The following is a 26,201-nucleotide window of genomic DNA, read 5'->3' on the forward strand; positions in this document are numbered from 1 at the left end:
TCCCACGCGTGATTCTTCAATCTTAATATTCTGCTATTCTTCTTCCTAGTATATTTATCTACTTAAATGAATAATTTCGATACTCGTAGTATGGCAATAAAAAGACTCGAATTACGGTTAGTGGTATTCTTCTGTTGAGTAAAAAGGAAGTAAACATCGACTTTTAAGAGTAGTTGATGGGATGTGTTCAAAGCACGTGTTATTTGATTTTGTTAATTGAAGATATATTTTTTGTAAGAAAGGATTTTTAGGGTTGTACTTATTAATATTTATTTTCTAATGGCTCGTTTTCTTTGCCCATCACTCTTATTCCTTGTTCTGGTTTTTGCAACAGTGCAACCAGCGATGGCTGAGTGTAAAAATCTTCCTCAGATTGGCGCAGGCTTGGATCATGATGAGTGGGAATCGCTACATGTGCGTTTAAACTCCCAAGTAACTCAGTGTCTACAAGATCCTCAGTTCTTTTCTTTGTATGGCGCTGCATTATTAAACACAGGTAGGGTGCAGCAGGCTGTAGATGCCTTAGAAAGAGCTTTGTTACTTGCCCCCGAGAATGGTGGGGCAATGTTGGATTATGCAACGGCCTTATATCGCTCGGGTGAGCTTCTAACCGCCCTGCGTGTGAATAGGCAGTTATTATCAAGACAAGACCTGCCTGAGCATTTGCGCCCATTATTAGAAAAAAGGCAAACTTATTGGGATGGATTACAAACTCGCTGGAGTGGTCGTGTGACATTTCTGGGTGGCCACAGTGATAACTTAAATACGTCATCAGATATAAAAGACTTAATTCTAACGATTGATGGTCAGGATGTTTTAGTTGGAATTGATGATAGATATAGACCCGTTTCAGGTATGTATTCGTATGGTCGTGTCTTGGTAAAACGAACGACAAAACTCGAAGATCAAAAAAACACTTTATCTGTAGCCGTTCAGGGGCGATTTAGTGAGCTTTCAGAAGCTGACACTGATGAGATTAGACTAGAATATAGTGAAGAGTATGATCGGAAAAATAGAGAAGACTCTTGGAGTGTATCAACGAGTTACTACAGATATGGTGATTCAGAAGAGTACTACAACGCCCAAGGTGTATTAACAACAAGTTGGGGTCGAGGTAGTTGTTCTCCCTATGCGGAAGGGGAGTTAAAGAGCCTTTATTTTCCTGAGCTAGAGCAGTTGAATGATGTTTCCTTAATAGGTAGAGGTGGTATTAGATGCGGTTTTGGACGCCATAAGTATGATATAGGCATGGCTTACACAACCAGTAAAGAATTAGGCACCAGACCTGGAGGGAGGAGAGATACAGTTGCCCTTGATTTAAGGTGGCAGGCGCTTTTAGGTTCAGGTTTGGTTCTATCAAACTTCTCATATAGTGATTCATCGGATCAACGAGGTTACAGTCCTTTGCTTGAATCGGGGGCTGTTCGCGAGCTAAAAAATACCAATCTATCCATTCAATATATTTATCCAATAATGAATCAGTTATCTTTTCATGCGGGTTATAGGTTACAGATACAGAAAAGTAACTTGGCCTTATTCTCGACAAGTTCTAAAAGCGTTGATATTGGTATCAGCTACGGATTCTAGCTTACTCGACTCCTAAAAGAAGATCTTGCTCAAATAAAAGCTCAAGTTCATTACAAGGCATAGGCTTATAAAAGAAATAGCCTTGATATAAATTGCAGCCCATGCTTTTTAGTTCTATTAGTTGCTTCTCTGTTTCAACACCTTCAACAATACAGTCTATTGATAAAATTTCAGCCATCACTAACATTGCGGTAATAATGGCTTTGTTACGTTCTGACTTTTCAATATTGATAACAAAAGAGCGATCAATTTTCAATTCATCAATATCGAAATCTTTTAGATAACTTAAGGATGAGTAACCCGTGCCAAAGTCATCAAGCGATATTTTGAAACCGATTTTTTTAAGCTCTGATGTGATGCCAATAGATTTTTCAATTTTAGAAATGAAAATATCTTCGGTGATTTCTAATTTAACTTGCTGTGGCCTAATGCCATAGAGACTTATTTTCTTCTTAAGCAGAGGAATCAAGTCATCGTCTTGTAGCTGGCTTGCAGATAGATTAACTGATAATAATAGGTTCGTGTCAGCATCGTGAAACGGTTTGAATTGCTCAAGAGCCTTGTTTAAAATTAAAGCGCTTAAGTCACCAATTAAACCAGTGTTCTCCGCTACAGTTATAAATTTTTGTGGAGAGACGTTGCCTAGTTCTTCATCTGTCCAGCGTGCGAGCGCTTCAAAACCTATAATGTGTTTTTTGTTAGTCCGTACTTGAGGCTGAAAATGGACATCAATCTGTTGTTTTCGAATGGCCAAGCGTAAGCGATTTTCAATCTCAATGTTCTCAGAAATATCTTTGTGAAGTTTTGATGAAAAAACTTCATAGCGATTTTTACCCTGTCTTTTGGCTTGGTACATAGCTATATCCGCATTGCGGATTAGGTCAGAAGCGGTTTGCGCATCCTCGCCATAAATACTCACCCCAATACTGGCTGTAACATTTAGCTCGCGCCCGTTAAGATTGAATGGGGCTTTTAGTAATTGAAGTTGTTTGTTACAAAAGTGAGATATTCCCTCAAAACTTTCTGAAACTTCGATCGCTATAATAAATTCGTCACCTCCCCAGCGTGCGACCGTATCTGAACCACGAATACTGTATTGGAGTCGCTTAGCAAAAGTAACTAAAAGTTGGTCACCTATGTCATGGCCAAGGCTATCATTAATTCGTTTAAAGTCGTCTAGGTCAATGAACACAACGCAAAGGGTTCTTTTACTGTTATTTTTAATCAAGCGTTCCAAACGATCATTAAACAAGGTACGGTTTGCTAAAGATGTCAGAGAGTCGTAATAGGCGAGTGTATGAAGCTTTTCTCGAACGTGCTCTTGGGCAGTGATTTCAGAAAACATGCCAATGCTATGAGTTATATGACCTTGGGCATCTTTTAATGAGCTGATTGAAAGCCATTCGAGAAATATGTCGCCATTTTTACGGCGATTACGTATTTCACCTTGCCACATTCCTTCCTTTATCAGTGTTTTGTTCATGGCTTTATAGAAATCTTTGCCGTGATATCCCGATTTAAGAATAGAAGGCGATTGACCTTTTACATCGCTCGTAGAATAGCCTGTAATTAATTCGAATGAGCGATTAACGTATTCAATTTCTTGGTTGGTGTTAACCACCATGACTCCAACAGGAGTATTGTTAATAATCTGCTGTGCGATATGTGACTGTCGATAGCTTTCTTCTAACTGAGTAATATCGCGTCCCTGCATTAGATAACTGTCTTCGTCTCCTTGGCAAAGATTCCATTCAATAAGTATCTCAGAAGTGTTATTTAACTGCGGATACGACTGTTTTAGCTCTAGAGAGTGCTGGTTTTTTTTAGTTAATCCGGTTTCTAGCAAAGTTTTAGCTGTATTGGCTACAGCCTCCTCACCAATGGCATGTCGGATCTTTTCAAATCGTGGGTTGGTCAGTGTTAACTGATGCTTTTTATCTAGTTTCGAGATTGCTATAGGAAGGCTATCTAAGAGAGCTTTGAGTGCTGACCGCTCACTAATAGAAGACAATTCTTTCTTGCGGGCTGTGTTTAGCTGTATTAATGCACCAAATAGCATTAAGCCAAAAGCTAAGAGCAGCCCGAGTACTGCATCGTTTAGTGCATAGTACTCCAGCCCAAGTTTGCTATGGAAATAAGCATATACATGTTCAGCCGGCTCAATAGTAACAGTAAGCGACATAAATAATGTTGATACTAATATAACTAAAAATAAGCTCCTTCTTAAATTATACAGTCCCATATGCACCTCAATGACATTGTCATTCTGTTTATGGGTAAGGAGTTGCAATAACCTCTCGTAAATACAGATTACCTAAATTAGTAAAATAGTTAAGATAAATGATAGTACTTATTGATCCAGATCATTATCGAAAAGTAGGATTTGAAGCATTGATTTTCGTCATTTTTTTGATGAGCTAAAGGTGCTCACAATTCTAATCCGCATTTACATTTTTTGATTGATATATGTCTATCAACGGGTGCTAGGTGGTCTGAAGTTGAAGGTCTTAATTCGTCACTGGTAAAAAACAACCAGGTAACTTTTGCGGATGCAAAAAATGGAAAGGCCAGAACGGTTCTATCTCAGAAGACCTAGCCAATAGACTGCACAAACATTGGAATGAGTATGGTCCGTTTACTGACGCTGTAGGTGCATTTAGACGAACTCTGGATAAAACAGGAGTAGAGCTTCCTGAAGGTCAGGCAATCCATGTATTAAGGCATAGCTTTGCGAGTCACTTTGTTATGAATGGCGGGAATATTGTTACGCTACAAAGGATTTTAGGACGTTCATCAGTTAAAACAACAATGCGATATGCACACTTGTGTCCTGACTTTTTAAACGATGTTATTAAGTACAACCCTATGAATTGAGTCAGATGCTTATGTGCCGTAGTGGTAGCGTAACTGAGCGATCAGAATCGTATCATCCTGCTGTTTGTACACAATCCGATGTTCATCATTGATACGGCGAGACCAGTACCCTGATAAGCCATGCTTTAAAGGTTCTGGTTTACCAATGCCTTCATTTGGGGCTCTTTGAATATCTTTAATTAACAAGTTAATACGTTTTAGTATTTTCTTGTCGGTAGTTTGCCAATAGAGATATTGTTCCCAGGCTTGAGTAGAGAACGTTAACTTCATTCAAGAAGTTCTCTTTCTGTTCCGCTGCCAGTCTCCAGTTCGGCAATAGACTCTAATAGGTTTCTAGCATTAGCTGGAGACCTGAGTAGATATGTAGTCTCTTCCATTGCGTTATAGTCTTCTAAAGACATCATTATGACGGGAGCTTCATTTCTGCGAGTGATAATTATAGGCGCATGATCATTACAAACATTTGCCATAGTGCTCGCTAAATTTGCTCTAGCTGCAGTGTAGCTTATAGCATCCATATTGAATTCCTTCTATGTACGTTAATCTGTACATTTTAGCTTGCTGGCACATAACAATCAATTTAATAAGGTCACAAGTATCGGGATGCTTTCGTTTTGCTAGGTCTTTTGTTTCGAATGGAGAGGAATAGTTACGCTGCAATTAAGCTAAGCCTGATAAGCGCTTTCGACACATGTAGTAATTCTTAAACGCCAGACATGAAAAAGGCCTGTAAAAACAGGCCCTTGTCATTGTATTTTGGTGGGGTGGCGTCTACTAAATAGTCGCCTCAACCCATTGTTTATAAACAAATATCGAAATAAAAATTAAAGACATACCCCCATAAATACCCCCGCATTGGCAGTGTGTACTGCGGAATATTTACGTGAATAACGAAAAAGATCGTAGGTGGTATGGTGTGTTTTTTCAATAAAGTGGTGCTTAGCTACCAATTAATAAAATCGTTATCAGTTATATGCTTTTTTGAATCTTGAAATCATCGTACCCGTTTAAGTGACCGGCACCATATTTTTTCATTCACATCAAATACGAAATCGGTTCCTAAGTGCTAAGCCAATAAGGAATATTAATAAGAAAGAGATCAAGCCTTGTGTCAAGCTGATAGTGAATAACCAATTCGGCGTATCAGTGTCCTTGCCAAACAGCGCGTTAATACTCTCCCTGGATGACTCCCGTCCCGCCGCCACGAAGGGAACGACTTGTGCCGCCGCATACAGAAAGCCATTACCAAAGTGTTCCCACCACGGTTTCATTGGGTTCAGACCGATACTGATGCAGCTGTAAATCAACCCGAATACATACCAACTACGAATTAGCCAATGAAGTGGTTTAATGATGCTGCGCCCATACTCAGATACAGCATCAAAGTATTTATCTATTTTTTTATTCAACCAACCACTGAGTTTAGGACGCTTAACCCGCATTTCCTCAATATGAAAATTGAGCGCTTGTTCGTGGTTTTTATTGGCTTCCGCTATTTCCTTTAAACGACATAAACGCTCACCGTCTTTTGGATCAGGTATGCCTTTTTCATTTAAGCGAAATTCACACACTAAGCCATCGAGCGAGACCTGGTGAGTGAGTTTGGTATTGGTGAGATCAGGAATACAAATAAAGCGATTACCCGATAAATCGAGAGAGTGATTAAAGGTACAATGGCGAAAATATAATGAGGTTATCGCAGATGCTTCGTTTAACCCTGAAAAATTAGCGGAGCCCAAAAACTGCGCGCGGCTGAAATCTACGTCACCCTCGCCAAACGTAGTGCCCCTGAAATATACACCCCCTTTGCCAAACGTAGCTTCGGTGAAATCTACGTCACCCTCGCCAAACGTAGCGCCGATGAAATATACGCGCCCCTCGCCAAACGTAGCTTCGCTGAAATCTATGCGCCCTTCGCCAAACGTAGCTTCGCTGAAATCTATGCGCCCCTCGCCAAACGTAGTGCCCATGAAAGATACGTCCCCCTTGTCAAACGTAGCTTCGCAGAAATATACGCCCCCCTTGCCAAACGTAGCTGCGATGAAAGATACGTCTCCCTTGCCAAACGTAGCGTCCCTGAAATATACGTCTCCCTCGTCAAACGTAGCTTCGCTGAAATTTATGCCCCCCTCGCCAAACGTAGCGCCATGGAAAGATACGTCCCCCTTGCCAAACGTAGCGCCATGGAAAGATACGTCCCCCTTGCAAAACGTAGCTCCCCTGAAAGATACGTCCCCCTCGCCAAACGTAGCGCCCTTCAAAGATACGTCTCCCTCGCCAAACGTAGCTTCGGTGAAATCTACGTCTCCCTCGCCAAACGTAGCGTTGTAGAAATCTACGACCCCCTTGCAAAACGTAACGTCCCTGAAATATACGTCCCCCTCGCCAAACGTAGCGCCCCAGAAAGATACGTCCCCCTTGCAAAACGTAGCGTCCCAGAAATATACGTTCCCCTTGTCAAACGTAGCGTCCCTGAAATATACGCCCCCCTCGCCAAACGTAGCGCCCTTGAAAGATACGTCTCCCTCGCCAAACGTAGTGCCCCTGAAATCTACGTCCCCCTTGCAAAACGTAGCGTTGTAGAAAGATACGTTTCCCTCGCCAAATGTAGTGCCCCTGAAATCTACGTCCCCCTCGCCAAACGTAGCTTCGGTGAAATCTATACGCCCCTTGCCAAACGTAGCACCCCTGAAAGATACGTCTCCCTCGCCAAACGTAACCTCGCTGAAAGACAAGTATCCCTTGCCAAACGTAGCTCCGCTGAAATTTACGTCTCCCTGGCCAAACGTAGAGGCAAAGAAAGACACGGCCCCTTTCTCAGGAAAAAGGTATTGAGCGAAGTTAAGTTCTTCATTATCTGCTGTGCGGAACTGTGAAAAATCCACACCCGAAAAATCCACGTCGGCTTCTGGGTATTGCTCAATATAGGCGTTCCATACCTCTTTTCCTGCTAAAAATTTCTGTAGTGCTTCGTCGCCTGTTAATACGATTCTGTGTTCATGGTTATCCATCACACCGTCCTTTGGTTGGGTTATTCATTATCCCATGCTGCCAAAAATAAATTACGTTCTTCGTCCTCAGTGGCGTGATACTGAATTCTGGTAATTTCTTACGCCCCTGTTGGTCATGTGTGCGTTTTATAAGTGTCCAGCAACGTGTGGTTTAGCGTTAACGATTAATTATGGGAGCGTATAAAAGCATCAAAAAAACCACTTTACAGTTTGTAAACCTAACAAAGATATCCAAAGTGTAAAGTAGCTGTTAAAACATCTTATAAAACAAATGCTTACAATTTTGGTTTACAGCTCAAAACTGTCAACTAGGGGTGTCTAATTTGGCACTTGTTTTGGGGTGTTTTTGCTACTGTCGTTAAGTTTGATTACGTTCACCTTTAACTATGCTTTGTACTGAGCATAGTTAAAGGTGCTCGTTAAACTCATGGTTTAGATATCAATGTAACCAGCAGCTTTTAGTGCCTTGCTCGGGTGTTTAGTACTGCGGAATGATGTATTAAACAGCTGATAATCGCCTTCTTCTCTTCTGATTCTTCCTGCAATGATGCAAGCAGATACATTTAATGAGCGTGCCAGGCTTTCAACGCCAGCAGCATCCTTTGGTAATCCCTGCTGAATAGCTGAAGCAGGTATAAGGACTTCCTGCGTCAGGGCATCGGCTTCATCTTCTTTCGGATCATGGGATACAGCGTCAAGATCGTCCAGGAACCAGCTTTCATTACCATCAAAATGCAAAGCAACATGTGCGAGTTCATGCGTTAGCGTAAACCAGAAATTATCCAGTCGGTCATGGCGAAGTGTTAATGCAATAATAGGGTTCTTGCTCTCGGACAGGCAGACAGCCCCGTCAAGGTAGGTTTTAGGCAAGTGGGGCTCAATAACTACGTGTATGCCGAACCGATTTAGGTATTCAACTGCCAGTGCCGGGCCCTGTTGTGACCATGACAGTTTTACCAGCTCACGCATCCATTCTTGGTTCACTGTTCCTGATACATATTCTTTGAGTTGTTTCTGGCGCTTGGCAATGTGTAAAACACGTGCCTGCCAGGCTCGGATAGCATAAGGGTCAGTTTCCTTGTCATTGCTACGTAAATGGGCAGAGGTGCGTAGCAGCATGGGTTGCGCTTTACAGTCCAGGCCTACGGCTCCGAGAAAAGTCCCCAGACATTCGGCCGCATAATCTTTCAGCTCATGAATAGTGCCGTTGAAGTCGGGGAAGTAACCGCGCTTACGCATTTCGGCTAAAGGAAAAGCGTCCCAATTAGTATCTTGCTCAAATTGCTGCTGTTTGTTGGCGTCCTGGATCAGAACGTCAGCAGGAATACCTAACCCTGAACTGAGTTTTCGAATCATGGCAATACTGAGCGGGCGTTTGCCATTTAAAACTTCAGATACTTTCGGGGCTGAACCAATGAAAGGAATTAAGTCTTTGTTTTTAAGCCCTTGTTGATCCATACGGAACAGAATAGCATCGACGGGTGATGGCAAATCCATAGGGAAGTTTTCTTCTTCGTAGCGTTCAAGGAGAAGCGCCAGTACTTCCAGTTCATTATTTTCAACAGACCCCTCGGCTGGATCTATATCCATGAGTACATCTAGGCGAGCGAGAGCCTGTGCGTGATCTTGTTCATTTTTTATGATTTTTAATTCCATTTTCTACTCCTAAAACCGCTTCTTGTCGTACTCAGCATGTGTGCCGACCCATTCGATACGGACAATGCCGTTCTGGTAACGCACTTTGACTACCAGCCGGTAGTTATTACCCTTGATGTTGAATATCACCCGGTTATCGGCCAGAAAATCGGCACTTGCATAGCGGTTTTTTATATCCTGTGGGATTTTCCAGTCAGCCTTATCGGCTTCAGCGAACCAAGAATCCAATGCTGTTTTTGCACTGGCGTGTTTTTTGGAAAAATCACTCAGTATGTTTCGTCCTGAAATCTTCATGTAATTCCCTTATTGGTAATCATACTTAAAGTTACCAATTTGGTAAATAAATGATTTGTTCTGGTAAGTTTGAAGAAAGTAAAATTTTATACCAGCGCCTCCTGAACTAATGTATCGGTTAGTAGTAGTTGAGTTTTCTGGTTATGTTGTAGACGTTCTTTTAACTGGTCGCAGAGGGTAAAGAGCTCGCTGGTCTTGGCTATGATGTGGTTTTGTTCATTAAGAGGAGGAATAGCCATTAAGCAGCTTCGTAACTGCGTTTTATTTATCGATGCAAGATTTGTTGTTTGTTTGCTTGATCCAGCAAAGTATTCCCTAGCAACTTTAGAGTTAAGAAAATGTTCTAGCCATATCTCATTCTGAGTATCCAGAATAAGTCTGGCTTTAAAAACATGATTTTGGTGAGCCATATATTCTATTGGATAATTCCAAATAGCGGTTCTACCGACTTTATCCCAGTCTCCCCCCTCTGTTATCAAAAGGTCTCTTATCAAAACTTGAAACCTGTCCATTTCGTCGATAGGCAGTTCAATTTCTTTTACGTTTCTTAAGTCTAAATATCCGCGTTGTACATTAGCTACGCTCAGATAAGGAACAATAGTGGTTTTACGTCCGGTGATTTTTCTGCCTTTTGCTATACCACCTTGGATATCAACGATGTCATCAAACCTCACCCACTCCCATCCCACCGGCAGTTTAAACGGTTTTTCTTCATCGCTGATTGGAGGCAATGGCTTTTGTTTTTTGATCTTTTTATCTTTGATCAGTTGTTCTTTTTCGGCGGCGATGCGTTTGAGGAGTTCGCTGGCGGGTTCGTCGTTGGGGTTTTGCGGGACGAGTTTGCCCATGACGGCGAGTTGCAGGATGGTTTGTTTGAGCTGGTCGATGCTGGCTTCGGTGGTGAACAGGGTGTCGAAGTGTTGGCTCAGGCGTGTCCAGTTGTCGGCTAGTTCGTTGGCGTTTTGGCTTTGCGTGAGTGTGCCTAGCAGGGTGTCCACAAGCAGCTGGTGGGCATCGAGTTGCTGCTCGGTTTGTTGCTCTAACTGGTCGCATAGGGCCATTAGTTCATCAACTTTGGCTACTATGCGGTGTTGTTCGGGTAGTGGGGGGATCGATAAAGCTAAAGGGTATAATTTCTCTAAAGAAATATTAGCGATATTGGTAGTTTGGCTTGCGCTACCTATCAGTAACTCACGATTCATAGGTGTTCTTAGCAAAACCATTAGAAATGCTGGTACTACTTCCCAAGGCCTAAGAACTCCTAAAAAGCCGCCAAATGACGCTTGATTAACTGGCAAATGCTCTATGTAGGCCACTTTGCCAACCAATTCCCTACTATTTGCCATGGACATGACAATATCGCCATTGGCAAGGTATTGATCATCTCTTTTTACATAATCGTGATCGATATATAAAATATCATCCCAATCGACTTTATCTTGGATGTTTGCTGTTCGAAGGCAAGCGACTAAACCGCTGCTAGGCTCTTGATTCTTAGCACTAGCTGGAAATGTAATTCCCCTTATTACATCGACGCATTCGCATAACCTTGCCCATGACCATCCTTCGGGTAATTCAAAAAGCTTATCTTTTACTGCAATTTCAGGTAGCGCCTTCAGTTTTTTTATTTCTCCTGCTTCAACCAAACGATCCCGTTCAACCTCAATCCGTTTAAGTAGCTCCGATGCCGGTTCATCGTTCGGATCTTGTTCTACCAGCTTACCGCGCACCGCTAATTCTAATATCAGCTCACGCAGTTTTTTGATCCCATAGAGGCTTTTCTTGCGGCTGTTGCCACGGCCGGCGCTGCTTTTGTTCTCGATGGCGCTGGTCCATAGGTCGATATGCTCGGTCATTAGCTGTTGTACGTTGCGGGTCATGGTCTTTATTCCCCCGCCTTGCCGCTGAGCGCAGCGACCAGAATATCTTTGATCTGATTACGTAGCTGGCCTATGTCGGTTTGTTGCTGGTGGTAATCCGCTAGCAGTTCGTCCGGGTTGTGGATGATCTGTTCTACCTGATGAGGGTTTTTAATATCGAGGTTGTAGTTGCGTTGGATAATATCATCCAGTGTGACTTTCCATGCCTGTTCGTTCTCTTCTCGGCCTGTGCGTTGTAATTTGTCGCTGATACTTGCGCCGCTTCCCCACCAGTCGCGGCAGCTGTCGAGGTGCTCCAGCTTCATCGGTTTGGTTTTGTTAAAGGCTTTAACGCCCGCTGGCAGTGGTAGCTCGTAATACCAGATCTCTTGGGTGGGTTCGCCTTTTTCAAAAAAGAGGATGTTGGTTTTGATGCTGGTGTAGGGTGCAAATACCGAATTAGGCAGGCGCACAATGGTGTGGAGATTGCACTCATCCAATAGCAGTTTTTTGATTTTGGTTTTTACGCCTTCACCAAACAGGGTGCCATCGGGCAGTACGACCGCAGCGCGGCCTTTCTCTTTTAATACTTCAATGATCAGCTGTAAAAACAGGTCGGCAGTTTCGCGGGTTTGATATTCTGTCGGGAAGTTCTTTTCGATCCCGTCTTCTTCGGTGCCACCAAAGGGCGGGTTGGTAACAATCAAATCCACCTGATCTTCGACATCCCAACTCGATAGGGGTTTGTTGAGCGTGTTGGCGTGGCGAATTTGTACCGGTACTTCTATGCCGTGTAGCAGCATATTGGTGGTACAGAGCAGGTGCGGCAGTTGTTTCTTTTCTACGCCACGTATCTGCTGCTGGAGTGTTTGGTGGTCGTTGGCGGTTTTCACATAGTGCTCTTTGACGTGATCAAATGAGCAGGCCAAAAAGCCACCCGTGCCGCAGGCCGGATCAAAAACAGACTCGGCCAGCTTAGGGTCGATCATCTGGACGATAAAGCGTGTTACGGCGCGTGGTGTGTAAAACTCACCGGCATTACCCGCGCTTTGCAGGTCTCGTAGGATCTGCTCGTAGATGTCACCAAACAGGTGGCGCTCGTTTGAGTCTGTAAAGTCGATTTCGTTAAGTTTGTTAATCACCTGTCGCAGCAGCGTGCCGTTCTTCATGTAGTTGAAGGCATCGCTAAAGGCTTCCTTGGCAACAAAGCCACGCGGATTGTTCGCCATAGGAGCGACGAGGTTTTTCAGGTCAGAGAATAGATCATCATTCACAAAGTCGAGCAGTTCATCGCCGGTGATGCCTTGGTCATCGGCTGCCCAGTTGCGCCATAAGTACTTTTCAGGAATCGGCGCTTTATAGTTGTCCTGCTCAAACTCCAATATCTCTTCTTGGGCATCAAACACTTTAAGAAACAGTAACCAGGATAACTGGCCAAGGCGTTGAGCATCGCCATCCACACCGGCATCTTTACGCATAATATCTTGGATGGATTTAATCGCAGAACTAACGGACATAACATTCTCTTTAAATACAATGCGGGCAGTTGAGTCACTGCCCACTAAATAGGGGGTTATTGATGGAGGCTGATCATGCCATACGCTTCGCCATTAAGCCGAGCGTGGGTGATCGTCATGGATACTGTAAAGCTCGGTTTCTAATTCTGTAATCGCTTGCTGGTATTGCGGCTTGCCACCAAAGCCTTTTTTAATGATCTGCATCGAGCTGCCCAGTTGGTCGAGCGGTTTGACCTTGAGTACATCGATACTTTCGATCTCTTGTACGCCCGTGTCGGCATACTTGTCTAACAGGGCATCCAGCACTTGCTGGGCGGTGTCTGAATATTTGGTAAAGTAGTTGCGCTTTTTAACGTTATTGGCGCGCTCCTGTCGTGTGAGGGCTGGCTGATCAAAAACGACATGACAGATCAGATCAAAAGGGTCCAGCTCGCTACCGGCCTCTTCCACCAGCGCTTCCCAGATAACACCGCACTCGGCCAGTTCATCAATGATGACCTGTTTGCGCTCGGCATCCTGCCATTTGCGCACAAAAAGATCCAGCGAGGCGAACTGCTGCTTTACCGCTTTGCGGGTGTAGTCTTTGAAGGATTCAGTGACCAGCTTGCCATCGGTGTCGTAATACTGAACACGCTCGGCCAGTTTTTTAACGGTGATACCGGAGACGCGGTATTTTACATAGCTTGAGCCAGGCTCAGTGATTTCGCCTTCCTGAATCCACTCTGCTAGATCGATGTCATAATTGCCGCTTTCTTCAGCGAGCTCATCGGGAAAATTGTTGATCTCTGATAGGTCATTAGGGTCTTGGCTGGATTCGTCGCTGTTGAGCTCATCAATAAAGCTATTGTCGTCTTCATCGGTGATGCGATCTGGCGTGACCACGACTATTTTTTCAGGTACGCCATCAAAACGCTCATCGGCAAACAACTCGGTCGCCTTTTTAAAGTCGAGTATGGTAAACCATAGCTTGTTGTAACGGTCATCAATACGCGTGCCACGGCCAATGATCTGCTTAAACTTGGTCATGGACTGTATGTTCTGATCCAACACCACCAGCTTGCAGGTTTTGGCATCTACGCCGGTGCTCATCAGCTCGGAAGTGGTGGTAATGACTGGGTAGGCTTTTTTCGGATTACAAAAGTTATCCAGCTGCGCTTTACCAAGTTCATCATCGCCGGTGATTTTCATCACGTATTTGTCATTTTTGGCGACTTGTTCTGGATTGAGATTGACCAGCGCACGACGCATGCGGTCGGCGTGGTCGATGTCATTGCAGAAGACGATAGTTTTGGCCATTGGGTCGGTGCGCTTCAGATAGGCGGTGATTGTCTCGGCCACCAGTTGGGTACGCTCATCAATGACCATTATGCGGTCGAAGTCTTTTTGATTGTAGATGCGGTCTTCTATGAGTTCGCCGTTGTTATCAACTTGTCCCTTGGTGGGTCGCCAGCCCTGAACATCGATGTCGATATCGACACGCACCACCTTGTATGGCGCAAGAAAGCCATCTTCTATGCCTTCTTTTAGGGAGTAAGTATATACGGGCTCACCAAAGTAATCGCTATTGGAGACAGTATCAGTTTCTTTTGGCGTGGCTGTTAGGCCAACTTGCGTTGCATCGCTAAAGTATTCGAGTATTTCGCGCCATGCGCTGTCTTCTGAGGCGCTGCCACGGTGGCACTCGTCTATGATGATCAGATCAAAGAAACCCTTATCTACTTGTTTGTAGGCTTTTTGAGATTCCTCTGGACCTGTTAGTGCTTGATAGAGTGCTAAGTGAATTTCGTAGGCCGGATCGACTGTACGGTTTCTGACACGACTCATTGCTTGGCCAAACGGTTGAAAGTCACCTTGCCTTGTCTGTGTTATTAACGCATCACGATCGGCTAAAAACAGGATGCGTTTCTTTTGCTTAGCTTTCCATAAGCGCCAGATAATCTGAAAAGCTGTATAGGTTTTACCTGTGCCGGTAGCCATCACTAACAGCGCACGATTCTGTCCGGACGAGACAGCTTCTAGGGTTTTGTTAATGGCTTGTAGCTGGTAATAGCGAGGCGCTTTGTCGCTGCCATCGGAATAGTAATCTTGCGTGATGATCGGCAGTTGAGTAGTGGTGTAACCTTTCCATTGGCAGTATTTTTGCCAAAGCTGCTCGGGTGTTGGAAAATCTTCGAGGCGAATCTCTGTTTCGAGTGCCTGAAGGTTGGTTTTATCGTGGAATACAAAACCATCACCATTACTGGCAAAGATAAAGGGTACATCCAGCAAACGGGCATAATCTAAGCCCTGTTGCATCCCTTTGCCGATCTCATGCTTGTTGGCTTTGGCTTCAATCACTGCCAGCGGCATATTAAGCTTATGGTAAAGGACGATATCGGCTGATTTAACGGTTTTACGAACGCCCAGCTGACCACGAACAATCACCTTGCCATCACGAAGTTTGACCTCCTGACGGATCTGCGTCATTGAATCCCAACCCGCTGATTCCAATGAAGGCAGGATAAACTTACTGATGATATCCGTTTCTGTGAGCTGCTTCTTGTCCATGCTGAACGTCCTTGATTACGCCTTTCCTATAGTGCGGATCAATATAGCACAGGATGATGTGTTGGATTACATAGCAAATGTGTTGCTAAGCATTATTCGGTCTCTCATATCAGTGGTTAGTAATGGGCTGAATTAGCACACTCAGTTACTCACTCTAATGTGATGTAACTATGGCTTTATGGTGAGTAAAGAAGAGGGTAAGTCTGGTATATATATAAAGGTGTCCGCCACACGGATTAATGAAACGGTAAAAAGTGCCTTTATAGGTCCGTCATACGGTTTAATTAGGTCTGCTACACGGACCTCGGTTTAGTTTGCTAGGTCCGTCATACGGATTAATCAGGGCCGTGTGCCGGACCAGCGAAAATTTAAGGTTTACTGTTTGAGACTCCTGTATGCCTTAGTCGTTGGTTTCAAGTCGTGTTTACCTCCGCATTCATGTATGGGTTGCCAGGTAAGCGCGTATAGGTTGGGTCCTATGCCTCTGCCGCCTTGTTTGGTTTTGACTAACCATTCCTGTTTTTCCAACTCTTTTAGTCCTTTGTTTCTCATGTCATCAGACGTCAAGCCTACGGATGCCATGACACTTCTCGTACATTGAAGGTCACCGTTATTTCTGCCGTTATACTGTGCTCCAACGAGTATTAATACCTTCATAGCGTTACCGCTGAGATTATAAAAATCAGGGTGGTTTAAAACAGCATCAGGGATCGTAAAGTGACCTCTGTAGGTTATTGAAAGGGGAGAGCCTCCTTTTCCCGCCTTGGTTTTGGTAGATCGCTTTATTGTTGCCGCCATATGACGACCATCAAGGTAAAAGGCTTTGGTTTATTCTATGGGTGATTTGCATTATTCTTTCTCTGATCATGTTTTTTAGAATGATTATTGAGCCCTGTTTCGTTGGTAGCGGTCGGGGCTTTCTCATATGTGTTGATGTGTTTGTGTGCCTTATCCACCAGCTCATGTTTGAGCCAATAGCGCCTGAAGTGTGTGTTTCCTCCATGCTGGTGACGGTGTGGTTCATCTATACGGATGAACGCGTAATCGGATTTGTTTGCTAGATCGGATACGGTTGAGTGTAGGCATGTTTCTCCGTACAGCTGTAACGCTTCAAGTTGGTTCATGCCTTGTTCTAGTCGTTGTGTGAAGTATGCGAGGGCGATAATATATTTAGGCTTCTTCATTTTGAGCCTTCCCTTCGTCAATGCGGTCTTGAATCCAGTCTTGGATGGATTTTTCCGGCCACGCGATTAAACGTCCACCGATCGAGATTGGTTTTGGGAAAGTGCCTCTTGAAATTCTGATGTAAATTGTACTGCGTGATAATCCTACAAGTTTTTCAACTTCTGGACGCCTTAGTAAGCGATTAGTCATGCTCTGCTTTCCTATGTAGTGAATGGAATACAGAGCTGATTTTGAGCGGGCGTAGAGAAAAAAACAGCCACCAAAAACTGTTGATAAATACTCTAATAAGCTAAGAGCACAGAAAATCTATTAGAGATTTATATAATGAAAATCATCTAAAGTTTACGTCCTGTTTATTCTTGATTTTAGTGCTCGAAGAAATGACGGGTCTGTTACATTTATTGCAAAAGGATGAACGGTCTGAGAGATGCCTTGTTCGCCTATATGTCCCTCAGGATAAATGTTTACGGCGAGAATGGATCTTTTGATTTTTAATTGATTCTCGATTTCCCAAATATATAGATCAAGATAGGGGAGTACTTCATAGTTTGCGCATAATGCGAGTGTTGTATCACTAGGGCGCTTTGTAATTGTGCTTATGTTTAAAAACTTCCTATATTTAGGTAAAAAACTTTTTAGACATTTAATTATTTCTCCGTCAGGAAGGCTTAAGTCTATTTGCACAAATGCTTCATCTTCGAAGAAATACTCATTTTCTTGTTTGCGGTGTAAGTCGTAAGGCTCATGGTTTTTGATGCTCTCTAACTTTTCTTTACTAAAGGATTTTGATTGATGACGACAATCTAAAGACTGTCCAATGGATAGCATCCATAAAGTAGATAAAGGAGTTATTGCTTCATTAGCTAGTTCACGGAAGTGGCTATACTTTACGAAATCTATACCGTGCGGGAGTACTGTTGCTTCACTTAAGTTATCACGTTGATTCTGCCATTCTTTGCTGGGCAAGGCGTTTAAGCGAATTTCTTCAGTTTCAGATAATGAGTATGTTATTTCATTATCGAACTTTAGATCTTGTAAGGCGTCACTTCTGTAAGTGAGCTGTCTAAGCCATTCTTTATCGTCAAAGGAGCGGCAAGGGCTATATTTTGTTAAATCAAACCATTCTGGTAATTTGGTTACACGCTTCATTTTAACATCTCTTCTATGAGGCAATATGGCTATGTTGCTTAAAGTTCGCTGTTATTATGTTGCTAGCCAATGACTGGCTTTTAAGTTGATCCAAATAATTAGCCCATCGTTGCATCATTTCTGTTCTTTGTTTTAAATGTTTCGTGCGGTTGTAGGCTCGTCCGTTAGCGTCTTTAACCGCGTGGGCGAGTTGTTGTTCTATCCACTCCACTCGAAATTCCAAAACCTCATCAAGTAGTGTCCTTGCCATGGCTCTAAAGCCATGAGGCGTCATTGTCTCGTTGTCATATCCCATTGAGCGCAAAGCCACTCTGACCGCATTTTCTGACATACAGCGGCTACGCCCTCGCGCAGAAGGGAATATGTACTCCCCATTACCTGTGATTGGGTGTAAGGCTTCCAATATAGCTAATGCTTGTTTACTGATAGGTATGATGTGTTGCTGGTGGGTTTTCTCAGCGGTTATTTCAATGCGTTGTTCCGCATGGTTAATATCGCTCCACTTCATGCTACGAAGTTCTCCAGGGCGACAAAAGAACAGGGCTGAGAGCTGAAGGGCGGCTTTAACGGTGTAGGTGCCTGTAAAGCTATCAATAGCCACCAGCAACTGCCCAACGTCTTTAGGTTCTGTTATTGCTGAAAAGTGACGTTTAACGGGTGTTTGTAATGCGCCTTTAAGGTCGGGTGTTGGATCCCGTTCGGCTCTGCCAGTAGCAATAGCGAAGCGGAATATCTGGCCGGCTATCTGCTTGGTGCGATGGGCAGTTTCAATCGTGCCTCGTTGCTCTATCTGTCGTAAGGCGTCCAGAATTATCGGGGCGGTAATGTCTTTGATAGGGTGGTGGCCGATAACAGGGAACAGATAAGACTCTATATTACGTTTAACGCGCCGCTGGTGGCCTTCGCTTTTGTCTGCTTGTTTTGTGTTGAACCATTCAAGAGCAATGGCTTGAAAGCTATTTTCGGTATTTAGCTTATTAGCTGCTTTTACCGCTTGTTTTTGGGCGAGGGGATCAATTCCGTTTGCAAGCTGCTTACGTGCTTCGTCACGTATCTCTCGGGCGTTGGCCAGCGATATATCTGGATAGACACCCACGGCGAATAGTTTCTCTTTTCCGTTAAAGCGGTATTTTATGCGCCAATACTTAGCGCCAGTTTTCTTGACGAGTAGATAAAGTCCTTTCTCGTCCGCCAGTTTGAAGTCTTTTTCTTGTGGCTTTGCCGCTTGTGCTTGTTTGTGAGTTAGCGCCATCCCAGCCCCCTTTCCTTGATAATGGGGTACATGATTTGGGGGTATCGCTTTTTTAGTGCGACATGTACCCCTATATATACCCCGTGAATTGGGGGTATTTCCCAAGAACTCAAAAGACCCCATAGGAATGATGGTATGTGTAGAAGTCAGTAAATTCAAGGGCTACAGACATAAAAAAAGACGCCCTAGGGCGTCTTCGTTTATCAATTTGGTGGAGGTGGCGGGTTTCGAACCCATGTACCATGCCTTTTGTTGTACCAGTACATACCACAACGCTAGAGTTTTAAGGCGTTATGGTTTTTACTCAGAGCCGTTAAACCACTATAAATAGCTATGTTTTCGACACTTTATCGACACATGTCATAACTGTGTATGGTTTTTCTGGCATCCCAATATGAAATTGGGCATTATCGAATGATAGGGTAGGTAAGATCCCGTGCCAGCTTATACCATCAAAATGCATGTTTATTTTCAACGGAGGAAGATAGCGAATGCAGCCAGAAAATCATTGTTTATCTATGCAAATTGAAATATTGCATTCGAGCCTCTGCGAATATTAATATGCATTCTAATTATTGATTATATATATCAATAGGTTGTAATTCAGAGCTATACATTAATGACTCTTTAGGCGTGGACTGGTAACTATATATGAGTGAGTGTTCCTCATAAACAGATTGTTAGAATATTATAATTTCTATATCATTCACCCTTGGGGTGAATGCTTGTGCTTAAATTCATACTGTACTTAGGATGTAAATTTGATTGTAAATTTCAAGACTAACAAGCTTGAGAAGTGCTATTGCCAAAGTAACCAAGCTAAAAGGGAGTTTGGGGACCAAATTGCTAGAAAGTACATTCAAAGGGTTAATTTAATTAAAGCGGCTAAAGACTTAGATGAAGTTATGTCGCTACCTGGTCTAAGGTGCCACCCCCTGAAAGGTAATAGGCAAGGGCAGTATGCAGTCAAATTGACGGGGTTTTATAGGCTGATATTTACGGTAGATGGTAAATGTTTAAATATCGCCCAAATTGAAGAAGTGAGTAAACATTATGATGACTGAGACAGGATTTATTTCTGATCTTGCTATTCCACCTGGCGAGTATCTTGAAGAAATACTTGAAGATGTGGAGATTAGTCAGGCTGAGTTAGCTAGACGAATGGGAAGACCGTCTCAAGCTATAAATGAAATAGTAAAAGGTGAGAAGTCTATAACTCCTGAAACAGCACTGCAATTGGAGCAGGTGTTAGGGGTGTCAGCTCAATTTTGGAGCAAGCTAGAAGCTGATTACCGGTTAGTTTTAGCTAAAGAACAACAGCTTGAAGAAGTTAAGAAAGAAGAAAGTTTACTTTCGAATTTCCCATATCTTGAATTGAATAAGTTAGGTCTTGTTGAAAAGACGAAAGATCGGGTGAAAAAGGTTATTTCTCTTCGAAGGTTTTTTGGAGTTTCTTCATTACATAATATAAAAACCGTAAAAGAATTTGCTCCGGCGTTTCGTCAGCAAGAAAAAGATACTGTCTCTCATGAGTCTCTTGCATCCTGGTTGAGAGCTGGTCATGTAATTGCAGAGAATTCAAAAGTAGAGGTTTTCAGCAAATCTAAATTAGAAAGTTATCTTCCTGAACTAAGAAAGCTAACAAATACTGTTGAGCCAAATGAACTTATTACAGAAATAAAGAGAATACTTGCTGAGTGTGGTGTTGTTTTGGCTTTAGTTCCAGCTTTTCCAAAGTCCTACACCACAGGTGCTACATTTTGGTTAGGAAAAAATAAAGCGGTAATAATGATGTCGATGCGTGGTGCTTGGTCTGATATTTTTTGGTTTAGCTTATTTCATGAAATAGGTCATATATTGCTTCATGACAAAAGAGTTACGTTTCTTGAAAATGGAAAACAAGATGATCAATATCAAAAACAAGAACGTGAAGCTGATGAATTTGCGCAGGTATCTTTGGTTCCAACAGAAAAATATAATGAATTCTTGAGAGAGTCTGATTTTTCCAGTTCTGCAATAAAATATTTTTCTGATTCAATAGGTATATTTCCTGGGATTATAACTGGTCGCCTGCAACATGATAAAAAGCTACTGCATAGCATGCATTATCATCGTGTTAGATATAAATGGAATATATGAATGTACTAATAATTACTCCATTTGAAAATTTTTCTCGTTTATCTTTTGAAACGGTGAAGAATTGGGCGTTAGTATTACAAGGACTTATACAAAATGGAATTTTCTAAAACGGTAAAATTTGACTTCCCAAGAATTCCTGTGCTGGGGACATTACTTCTTATCATTGCAGTCATCAATTATTATGATTTAATAATGCCGTACTTATTTGATGAAGATCAGAAGCCGAGCCTAGGCCTAATTACAGCTGCCATTTTTTCATTTGGTACAGCTGGCGTTAGTATTTCTCATCTTATTTCGATGGTAATGTTTGATTTTTTGTTTCCAATTAAAAAATTTGTATTAAAGAGTCAAGATCAAAATTATAGAACAAGTTACCAATGGTTTGAATCTATCCAAAAAAACTCCACCCCAAATGTACGAATATCTAATAGAGGCAACGAACATAGTATTTCAAATCGTTTAAGTATTGATAAATTAAGTAATAAGCAGGTTCACGCTACATTACATGCTTTAGAAATTCAATGTAGAGAAAATTCTCCTGCTTTCGGTATTCAATTAGAATACTACTACTCTCTATACATATTTTTCTTTATGTCAGCACTGTTTACGTTATTCATGCTTTTAACAGGTTTTTATTATGCTCATGCTTCACAAGTTTATGCTGTCCCATATGTGGTTATTATTGTTGATTGTATTATTATTTTGATTTGTTCAATTGGAACTGTTAGAGCTAGAAAAATAAAAGAGCACTTGAGAATTATATTGTTCAACCATGATAGAGTTCTAGTGGTTTCACTATTAAAAAAATGGTTTCAGTGTAATATTTAGCAATTGTTAGCAAGCTTTAAGATTAAGTGTTGTTGTTTTTTGGCTGTATTATTTTTAGGATAGTAATGACGGTCGGTTTAAACTTGGTTAGTGCATCTTAAAATAGTGTTACTGATGTTTGTATTTATGTTTAAGAAACATAAGTAGGGATATATAGATGGTGATATTTCTACACATGTAATGCTGTTAGGTTTAGTGGTTTTTTATTATGTGTGGGAGAGTATTGCTGAGTTCTATTCCTTCATTTTTCTAGTATTTGAAATGTTATATCTAATATAGTATAAAGAAATTATACATTATTATAAAATCACACGTTTATTTTCAACGGAGGAAAATAACAGTGCAGCTTGAAAACTTCTGCTTATTTATATCTTTAAAAAAACACATTAAAAAATTGTTTCATAATAGTTGTTTAAGAAAAAATTCTATAAATTAATTATTAAAGGTATTCGATGAGATATTCTGAATCTATAACGCTTTTTGCTGCTGTTATTGGTTGTTTTACAGGCGTTTTTTCCATAAGTTGGCAGCTATATAAAGAAAATGAGAACTCAAACGAAGAGTTGGTCATAGAGTGGAATGCTTATCCAGCACCTGCCTATAATTTATTATTTACTAACAATCACCACCTAAAAGACGGGTTGAAAATTGAAGTTACAAATAAATCAAAAAACATGATTTATATAAAATCTATTCATCTTAATTCTACTATTGATAACTGTACGTTCAATTATAGATTGACCAATTCTAATGTGCCCGTAGTTTCATTGAATCCATGGTCATATGATATTTTTATTTTCGAGGGTGATATGCCTAAATGTATTAATCTTTATGAAAATGAAACACTAAATGTTGTTGTGAAGACATCCAAAGATAATAATTTTAGTAGTACATTCAATCCGATTTTCGGTGTTTTTAATAAAAAAGGAAAATTCAATATTAATTGAAATTGATAAGTATCTTAGATTTTAATATCAATAAATTTAAAGGGGTTATTTGTGTTTTCAAAGATTTTAGGCCTTGTTTTTTCTATTTTATTAACAGTTGCATATGTGATTGGATTTATATATGACGCATCATACTTGGAAGAGTTTGGTGTTAATTACTATGAGATGATGGGTTCTCCTCTAGACTATCTTTCTATCGGAGGGATGTACCTACTACTATCCTATTCAGAAAACCTATCATTGCTAGTTACTGTTCTAGGAATAATTGGGATATGTTATATGCCAATAAAAAGAGGAGTTCCTAAGGATATTATTGAAAAATATGTAGATATAGAAAGTGTTCCTTATGTGCTTTTCAGTGTTATACCTATAGTTTTTCTTTTATTGCTTCCTGTAATACCTGATGCAAAAGAAGATGCAATTGAAGCTATAGATAAAGCCAATGATCTTCTGTGTATAGAAGACGAGGGTCAGTGTTTTTATGGAGTTATTTTGCGATATAGGGCTTCAAAAATTATATTTTACAATTCTAAATCAAATAAAACTAATGTTTATACGGATAAGAAACTACTGAGCGCTACTCATAGTTAATAATAGAGAATACTGGTACGAACTAATTATTGTGTCGGTAATATACTAATCATGCTCTATCGTTTTTTAGAAAAATTTCTAACATGCTACCCATGTTTTGATTTGAGGTGATCAACATGTCTTCTATCAGTGTCTCTATTACTTGGAAGTCTGGCAACATCCATTCTTCTCGAGAGCTTTATAAGCTCGTCAATATTAAAGAGCCTTTTTTTATGTTTTTTGATTTCGGTTGTTGTTTCAAAGAGATCAAAAATTCCTGATTCCTGTTTGTTTTTTAGTTCGGCGTTTCCGGTAAAAATGACCATGGATACTATTTTTTTAGAGTCTATTTTTAAGTATTTCTCAACAGCTTTAACATGCTTATAGTTTTGGTGAATGGGGTTTTGAAACAGAATAACTTTCTTTTTTCCAAACACTTGTCGCCACTTCTTTTCATGCTTGTTACCGTAGATCCAGCCTGACATGTTCTTTGTTTCTATAACAAAGATACCGTAAAGAGAGATGATAATATGGTCAATTTGGGTAGAGCCATCTTCCAACGCTAAAGTTATGTTCTTGTGAAGGATATACTCATGTTTATCCAGCCCTCTTGCTATAGCTGAATTGACAAGCCTTTCTCCAATATCACCTTTATCAAGGTAACTGTTCAAGAAGTTTAGAACGGATGATTTTTCGACGTTTCTTTCTTGGTAGTATTGCTTGATTGGGGAATTATGTGCGTCGCAACTTATATCCATTTTATCTGGAGCAGAATCAAGCGTATTTTGTTCAGCTTTACTCTCAGCCTTTGTAGAGTGCTGTTGTTGAACTTTCCGGCCGAGTAAAAGCTTAACCAGCATTATTCCTGCAAGAATAATTATTGCTAAGCTAATGACATAGATAAAATCAGATACATGGCTCATTGTTTATAGTCCTTTACAGTATTGCTCCATTTTCCAGCTCAGGCTCTTGTCTGCTCTGCGCCCCTATCGGTACCACTTTTCCCTTATCCGTTGCGCTAATCGGTAGCCGTCCCTGTTCTGCCGTATTCACTCACGGTCTCTTTTAAATCAGGGCTGATTTGTCCTGCTTCTGGACATGTTTTTCCTGAGATTAGCCATAACGAATATTCAGGAAATAGTTTTGCTAATTCTTCTGCTTCATCAACTCCCATTCGTGCTCTACCGCGCTTAATGTTTGACCAGCGGGCGTACTCTTTTGTGTTTGGCACTGCCAGCTTTTGCATGTCTGCTTGTTCAAGTAATAGCAAAGCTCTATCGGTTGCGCTCATTCTATAGGAAAATCCAATCATTGTACTATGTACAAATTAAAGGTGTGTTTGTACTATGTGCATTAGTACTATGTACAAATAGATACTAATAACCAATTATAGAGGCGCAACGATGGAACAACAACCGGTTACCCCTGTATCGATCCCTATGCCGCCTCTAATGCAGTGGCGTGAATTCGCAGATTGGATACGTATGGAGCATGGCGTAGTACGTGGATGGCTTGATAACGGCTACATCCCCACACAACGAATTGGTAAGCATCTACTCGTTAACGTTGCTCTCTTATCCAAAAATTTATTGGAAAAGGATGACTTGGTTTAGTCACTCATCAGTAGATATAAAGAGGTGAAAGGTATGAATACTCAGAATTTAAATCAGACAGAAATTGATACTGGTGCTGCAAGTATCAGAAAACATTTCTTAGAAAATAACCCGGTGACTAATCCATTTCAGTCTCTTGATAGTTATTATGACGCTATTCTTGGTTTAGATATTGCTACAGACCGCTCTTGTTCTTTTCTTTTTAATCTTCGTGCTAACTCTTTCAGTATGCGTATGGCTCTTTCAGGAGGGCTCGCATCATGATCACTCTCAAAGAAACTCAATTCAAAGATTTGGCTACGGCTTCAATTCAAGTCCCTTTAATGGACCGATCTAAATTTGCTGAAGAAGTCGGCATTTCTGTTGGCTCTTTAAACGAGATGATCAGAAAAGGCTATATCCCTGTCATCCGTCTTAAAAACGAAAACGGCAACACAAAAAGATCATTAGTTAACTTAGCGGCCCTTCGTATTACATGCTTAAACGAAGAAGGGCATGAGCTATGAATAAGTTTCTTAACGCCTCATACCGTCATAACTGTGCATCTGTTTGTAGACAAAAACTCGTCACTTTTGATGATTACCACGCCTGCGTTGATTGGTACCTACTAATAGCCATTAACGGTGGAACCTCTCAAAGAAAAATGAACTACCGATGGATGCAGCTAGTCCGTTCAAAATTCCTCAGAACCTCTTTAAGAGCAGGTAAATCTAATAACTACCCTCGCTCAGCGTTTATGGCCCTAAAAAGTCATAACCGTATCGTCTCCCGAAGCACTGCTAGTCCTCAAGACACTAAAAGCGGTGGGGGGCGTTCGGGTACTCACCGACTCGAACGTTATTTTAACCCGCTACAAGGTGAGTTTTTCAAGCGGCTGACATCTGTTAAATCTGTCCGGGCTCTAGTCTCTTCATACCTTACTGGGAGTCCGTTAAATACTGATGAGGTTGTACACAATGTACGGCCTTAACTTACAACACGCTCAAGGCGACGTCTGCACACGCTGCAATGCTGTGTTTGATAATGATAAGACCTTTGCAGCGTTTATTGACCCTTATTTTAATCGTGGTGCTTTGACTCTTTACGGGGCTGAGTGTTGCAAAAAATGCGCTGAAGCAATGCAGCGAATGGGAACTACCTTACGAACTCAATATGCCACGGCTTACGGTATTA

General features: G+C 41.5%; 27 protein-coding genes and 1 pseudogene. 11 read left to right on the forward strand and 17 right to left on the reverse strand.

Annotated features, from left to right (window positions below; all coding sequences use genetic code 11):
• The first annotated feature begins 345 nt into the window (after positions 1-345).
• A complete protein-coding gene (locus QZZ55_RS12575) occupies positions 346-1,587 on the forward strand; it encodes a hypothetical protein (RefSeq protein WP_293267686.1) in 1,242 nt (413 codons plus the stop codon).
• A 1-nt stretch (position 1,588) separates the two neighbouring features.
• Here QZZ55_RS12575 and QZZ55_RS12580 read toward each other — a convergent pair whose 3' ends face one another.
• Positions 1,589-3,769, reverse strand: coding sequence for an EAL domain-containing protein (locus QZZ55_RS12580; protein ID WP_293267687.1), 2,181 nt, complete (start codon positions 3,767-3,769; stop codon positions 1,589-1,591).
• Between the two features lie 422 nt (positions 3,770-4,191).
• Between QZZ55_RS12580 and QZZ55_RS20010 the strand changes: the two genes are divergently transcribed.
• The gene (locus QZZ55_RS20010; RefSeq protein ID WP_366512323.1) at positions 4,192-4,461 is read left to right on the forward strand and encodes a tyrosine-type recombinase/integrase; all 270 of its coding nucleotides are present in this window, start codon (positions 4,192-4,194) and stop codon (positions 4,459-4,461) included.
• 9 nt (positions 4,462-4,470) lie between these two features.
• Here QZZ55_RS20010 and QZZ55_RS12585 read toward each other — a convergent pair whose 3' ends face one another.
• From QZZ55_RS12585 to QZZ55_RS12650, 14 genes and pseudogenes are all read right to left on the reverse strand, one after another.
• Positions 4,471-4,731, reverse strand: a complete 261-nt coding sequence (locus tag QZZ55_RS12585) for a Txe/YoeB family addiction module toxin (RefSeq protein ID WP_293267688.1) — start codon at positions 4,729-4,731, stop codon at positions 4,471-4,473.
• A complete protein-coding gene (locus QZZ55_RS12590; RefSeq protein WP_293267689.1) occupies positions 4,728-4,979 on the reverse strand; it encodes a type II toxin-antitoxin system prevent-host-death family antitoxin in 252 nt (83 codons plus the stop codon). Before QZZ55_RS12590 ends, QZZ55_RS12585 begins: the two co-directional genes overlap by 4 nt.
• Positions 4,980-5,501: 522 nt before the next feature.
• Positions 5,502-6,431 carry a pentapeptide repeat-containing protein gene (locus QZZ55_RS12595; RefSeq protein WP_293267690.1) on the reverse strand — a complete coding sequence of 310 codons (930 nt, stop codon included), beginning with the start codon at positions 6,429-6,431 and terminating at the stop codon, positions 5,502-5,504.
• Positions 6,432-6,656: 225 nt separating this feature from the next.
• Positions 6,657-7,472 (reverse strand): annotated as a pseudogene (locus tag QZZ55_RS20015) (pentapeptide repeat-containing protein); the annotation flags it as partial.
• A gap of 432 nt (positions 7,473-7,904) precedes the next feature.
• Positions 7,905-9,128 carry an ImmA/IrrE family metallo-endopeptidase gene (locus QZZ55_RS12605; RefSeq protein ID WP_293267692.1) on the reverse strand — a complete coding sequence of 408 codons (1,224 nt, stop codon included), beginning with the start codon at positions 9,126-9,128 and terminating at the stop codon, positions 7,905-7,907.
• Between the two features lie 9 nt (positions 9,129-9,137).
• Complete coding sequence (locus tag QZZ55_RS12610) at positions 9,138-9,422, reverse strand: type II toxin-antitoxin system HigB family toxin (RefSeq protein ID WP_293267693.1); 285 nt, start codon at positions 9,420-9,422, stop codon at positions 9,138-9,140.
• An 86-nt stretch (positions 9,423-9,508) separates the two neighbouring features.
• Positions 9,509-11,302 (reverse strand): restriction endonuclease subunit S, encoded by a 1,794-nt coding sequence (locus tag QZZ55_RS12615; protein WP_293267694.1) that lies wholly within the window; start codon positions 11,300-11,302, stop codon positions 9,509-9,511.
• 5 nt (positions 11,303-11,307) lie between these two features.
• Positions 11,308-12,798, reverse strand: a complete 1,491-nt coding sequence (locus tag QZZ55_RS12620; protein WP_293267695.1) for an N-6 DNA methylase — start codon at positions 12,796-12,798, stop codon at positions 11,308-11,310.
• Between the two features lie 93 nt (positions 12,799-12,891).
• Positions 12,892-15,345, reverse strand: coding sequence for an EcoAI/FtnUII family type I restriction enzme subunit R (gene hsdR, locus QZZ55_RS12625; protein WP_293267696.1), 2,454 nt, complete (start codon positions 15,343-15,345; stop codon positions 12,892-12,894).
• A gap of 375 nt (positions 15,346-15,720) precedes the next feature.
• Positions 15,721-16,143, reverse strand: coding sequence for a hypothetical protein (locus tag QZZ55_RS12630; RefSeq protein WP_293267697.1), 423 nt, complete (start codon positions 16,141-16,143; stop codon positions 15,721-15,723).
• 35 nt (positions 16,144-16,178) lie between these two features.
• Positions 16,179-16,529 carry a hypothetical protein gene (locus tag QZZ55_RS12635; protein WP_293267698.1) on the reverse strand — a complete coding sequence of 117 codons (351 nt, stop codon included), beginning with the start codon at positions 16,527-16,529 and terminating at the stop codon, positions 16,179-16,181.
• Positions 16,516-16,719 carry an AlpA family transcriptional regulator gene (locus tag QZZ55_RS12640; protein WP_293267699.1) on the reverse strand — a complete coding sequence of 68 codons (204 nt, stop codon included), beginning with the start codon at positions 16,717-16,719 and terminating at the stop codon, positions 16,516-16,518. Before QZZ55_RS12640 ends, QZZ55_RS12635 begins: the two co-directional genes overlap by 14 nt.
• A 153-nt stretch (positions 16,720-16,872) precedes the next feature.
• Complete coding sequence (locus tag QZZ55_RS12645; RefSeq protein ID WP_293267700.1) at positions 16,873-17,679, reverse strand: DUF6387 family protein; 807 nt, start codon at positions 17,677-17,679, stop codon at positions 16,873-16,875.
• 13 nt (positions 17,680-17,692) lie between these two features.
• The gene (locus QZZ55_RS12650) at positions 17,693-18,931 is read right to left on the reverse strand and encodes an integrase arm-type DNA-binding domain-containing protein (RefSeq protein WP_293267701.1); all 1,239 of its coding nucleotides are present in this window, start codon (positions 18,929-18,931) and stop codon (positions 17,693-17,695) included.
• Positions 18,932-19,692: 761 nt separating this feature from the next.
• Here QZZ55_RS12650 and QZZ55_RS20020 point away from each other — a divergent pair.
• The 5 genes from QZZ55_RS20020 (at position 19,693) to QZZ55_RS12670 (ending at position 23,436) form a co-directional block, all read left to right on the forward strand.
• Positions 19,693-19,995, forward strand: coding sequence for a type II toxin-antitoxin system RelE/ParE family toxin (locus tag QZZ55_RS20020; protein ID WP_366512322.1), 303 nt, complete (start codon positions 19,693-19,695; stop codon positions 19,993-19,995).
• A complete protein-coding gene (locus QZZ55_RS12655; RefSeq protein ID WP_293267702.1) occupies positions 19,985-21,070 on the forward strand; it encodes a HigA family addiction module antitoxin in 1,086 nt (361 codons plus the stop codon). The genes QZZ55_RS20020 and QZZ55_RS12655 overlap by 11 nt, the downstream gene beginning before the upstream one ends.
• A 93-nt stretch (positions 21,071-21,163) precedes the next feature.
• The gene (locus QZZ55_RS12660) at positions 21,164-21,898 is read left to right on the forward strand and encodes a hypothetical protein (protein WP_293267703.1); all 735 of its coding nucleotides are present in this window, start codon (positions 21,164-21,166) and stop codon (positions 21,896-21,898) included.
• 452 nt (positions 21,899-22,350) lie between these two features.
• Positions 22,351-22,845: a hypothetical protein gene (locus tag QZZ55_RS12665; protein WP_293267704.1), complete on the forward strand. Its 495-nt coding sequence runs from the start codon at positions 22,351-22,353 to the stop codon at positions 22,843-22,845.
• Between the two features lie 51 nt (positions 22,846-22,896).
• Entirely contained in the window at positions 22,897-23,436 is a 540-nt protein-coding gene (locus QZZ55_RS12670) for a hypothetical protein (protein WP_293267705.1), read from the forward strand.
• 86 nt (positions 23,437-23,522) lie between these two features.
• Here QZZ55_RS12670 and QZZ55_RS12675 read toward each other — a convergent pair whose 3' ends face one another.
• Together QZZ55_RS12675 and QZZ55_RS12680 are read right to left on the reverse strand one after the other, a co-directional pair.
• Complete coding sequence (locus QZZ55_RS12675; protein ID WP_293267706.1) at positions 23,523-24,338, reverse strand: nuclease-related domain-containing protein; 816 nt, start codon at positions 24,336-24,338, stop codon at positions 23,523-23,525.
• Between the two features lie 95 nt (positions 24,339-24,433).
• On the reverse strand, positions 24,434-24,706 hold the full coding sequence (locus QZZ55_RS12680) for a hypothetical protein (RefSeq protein WP_293267707.1): 273 nt from the start codon (positions 24,704-24,706) through the stop codon (positions 24,434-24,436).
• A 112-nt stretch (positions 24,707-24,818) separates the two neighbouring features.
• Between QZZ55_RS12680 and QZZ55_RS12685 the strand changes: the two genes are divergently transcribed.
• From QZZ55_RS12685 to QZZ55_RS12700, 4 genes are read left to right on the forward strand one after another with little or no spacing between them, the layout of a single operon-like run.
• Positions 24,819-25,028 (forward strand): DNA-binding protein, encoded by a 210-nt coding sequence (locus tag QZZ55_RS12685; RefSeq protein WP_293267708.1) that lies wholly within the window; start codon positions 24,819-24,821, stop codon positions 25,026-25,028.
• 33 nt (positions 25,029-25,061) lie between these two features.
• Entirely contained in the window at positions 25,062-25,292 is a 231-nt protein-coding gene (locus tag QZZ55_RS12690; protein ID WP_293267709.1) for a hypothetical protein, read from the forward strand.
• Positions 25,289-25,534 carry a hypothetical protein gene (locus tag QZZ55_RS12695; RefSeq protein ID WP_293267710.1) on the forward strand — a complete coding sequence of 82 codons (246 nt, stop codon included), beginning with the start codon at positions 25,289-25,291 and terminating at the stop codon, positions 25,532-25,534. The genes QZZ55_RS12690 and QZZ55_RS12695 overlap by 4 nt, the downstream gene beginning before the upstream one ends.
• Positions 25,531-25,998: a hypothetical protein gene (locus QZZ55_RS12700; RefSeq protein ID WP_293267711.1), complete on the forward strand. Its 468-nt coding sequence runs from the start codon at positions 25,531-25,533 to the stop codon at positions 25,996-25,998. The genes QZZ55_RS12695 and QZZ55_RS12700 overlap by 4 nt, the downstream gene beginning before the upstream one ends.
• Positions 25,999-26,201: the final 203 nt, after the last annotated feature.

The organism is Neptunomonas sp., assembly GCF_016744175.1.
Classification (GTDB): Bacteria; Pseudomonadota; Gammaproteobacteria; order Pseudomonadales; family Balneatricaceae; genus Neptunomonas.

What these genes read in the sequence shown, in the direction of transcription:
- QZZ55_RS12575 (WP_293267686.1), top strand. Translation starts at nt 346, where the DNA reads ATGGCTGAGTGTAAAAATCTTCCTCAGATTGGCGCAGGCTTGGATCAT.
- QZZ55_RS12580 (WP_293267687.1), bottom strand. Translation starts at nt 3,769, where the DNA reads ATGTCGCTTACTGTTACTATTGAGCCGGCTGAACATGTATATGCTTAT.
- QZZ55_RS12585 (WP_293267688.1), bottom strand. Translation starts at nt 4,731, where the DNA reads ATGAAGTTAACGTTCTCTACTCAAGCCTGGGAACAATATCTCTATTGG.
- QZZ55_RS12590 (WP_293267689.1), bottom strand. Translation starts at nt 4,979, where the DNA reads ATGGATGCTATAAGCTACACTGCAGCTAGAGCAAATTTAGCGAGCACT.
- QZZ55_RS12595 (WP_293267690.1), bottom strand. Translation starts at nt 6,431, where the DNA reads ATGGGCACTACGTTTGGCGAGGGGCGCATAGATTTCAGCGAAGCTACG.
- QZZ55_RS12605 (WP_293267692.1), bottom strand. Translation starts at nt 9,128, where the DNA reads ATGGAATTAAAAATCATAAAAAATGAACAAGATCACGCACAGGCTCTC.
- QZZ55_RS12610 (WP_293267693.1), bottom strand. Translation starts at nt 9,422, where the DNA reads ATGAAGATTTCAGGACGAAACATACTGAGTGATTTTTCCAAAAAACAC.
- QZZ55_RS12615 (WP_293267694.1), bottom strand. Translation starts at nt 11,302, where the DNA reads ATGACCCGCAACGTACAACAGCTAATGACCGAGCATATCGACCTATGG.
- QZZ55_RS12620 (WP_293267695.1), bottom strand. Translation starts at nt 12,798, where the DNA reads ATGTCCGTTAGTTCTGCGATTAAATCCATCCAAGATATTATGCGTAAA.
- hsdR (WP_293267696.1), bottom strand. Translation starts at nt 15,345, where the DNA reads ATGGACAAGAAGCAGCTCACAGAAACGGATATCATCAGTAAGTTTATC.
- QZZ55_RS12630 (WP_293267697.1), bottom strand. Translation starts at nt 16,143, where the DNA reads ATGGCGGCAACAATAAAGCGATCTACCAAAACCAAGGCGGGAAAAGGA.
- QZZ55_RS12635 (WP_293267698.1), bottom strand. Translation starts at nt 16,529, where the DNA reads ATGAAGAAGCCTAAATATATTATCGCCCTCGCATACTTCACACAACGA.
- QZZ55_RS12640 (WP_293267699.1), bottom strand. Translation starts at nt 16,719, where the DNA reads ATGACTAATCGCTTACTAAGGCGTCCAGAAGTTGAAAAACTTGTAGGA.
- QZZ55_RS12645 (WP_293267700.1), bottom strand. Translation starts at nt 17,679, where the DNA reads ATGAAGCGTGTAACCAAATTACCAGAATGGTTTGATTTAACAAAATAT.
- QZZ55_RS12650 (WP_293267701.1), bottom strand. Translation starts at nt 18,931, where the DNA reads ATGGCGCTAACTCACAAACAAGCACAAGCGGCAAAGCCACAAGAAAAA.
- QZZ55_RS12655 (WP_293267702.1), top strand. Translation starts at nt 19,985, where the DNA reads ATGATGACTGAGACAGGATTTATTTCTGATCTTGCTATTCCACCTGGC.
- QZZ55_RS12660 (WP_293267703.1), top strand. Translation starts at nt 21,164, where the DNA reads ATGGAATTTTCTAAAACGGTAAAATTTGACTTCCCAAGAATTCCTGTG.
- QZZ55_RS12665 (WP_293267704.1), top strand. Translation starts at nt 22,351, where the DNA reads ATGAGATATTCTGAATCTATAACGCTTTTTGCTGCTGTTATTGGTTGT.
- QZZ55_RS12675 (WP_293267706.1), bottom strand. Translation starts at nt 24,338, where the DNA reads ATGAGCCATGTATCTGATTTTATCTATGTCATTAGCTTAGCAATAATT.
- QZZ55_RS12680 (WP_293267707.1), bottom strand. Translation starts at nt 24,706, where the DNA reads ATGAGCGCAACCGATAGAGCTTTGCTATTACTTGAACAAGCAGACATG.
- QZZ55_RS12685 (WP_293267708.1), top strand. Translation starts at nt 24,819, where the DNA reads ATGGAACAACAACCGGTTACCCCTGTATCGATCCCTATGCCGCCTCTA.
- QZZ55_RS12690 (WP_293267709.1), top strand. Translation starts at nt 25,062, where the DNA reads ATGAATACTCAGAATTTAAATCAGACAGAAATTGATACTGGTGCTGCA.
- QZZ55_RS12695 (WP_293267710.1), top strand. Translation starts at nt 25,289, where the DNA reads ATGATCACTCTCAAAGAAACTCAATTCAAAGATTTGGCTACGGCTTCA.
- QZZ55_RS12700 (WP_293267711.1), top strand. Translation starts at nt 25,531, where the DNA reads ATGAATAAGTTTCTTAACGCCTCATACCGTCATAACTGTGCATCTGTT.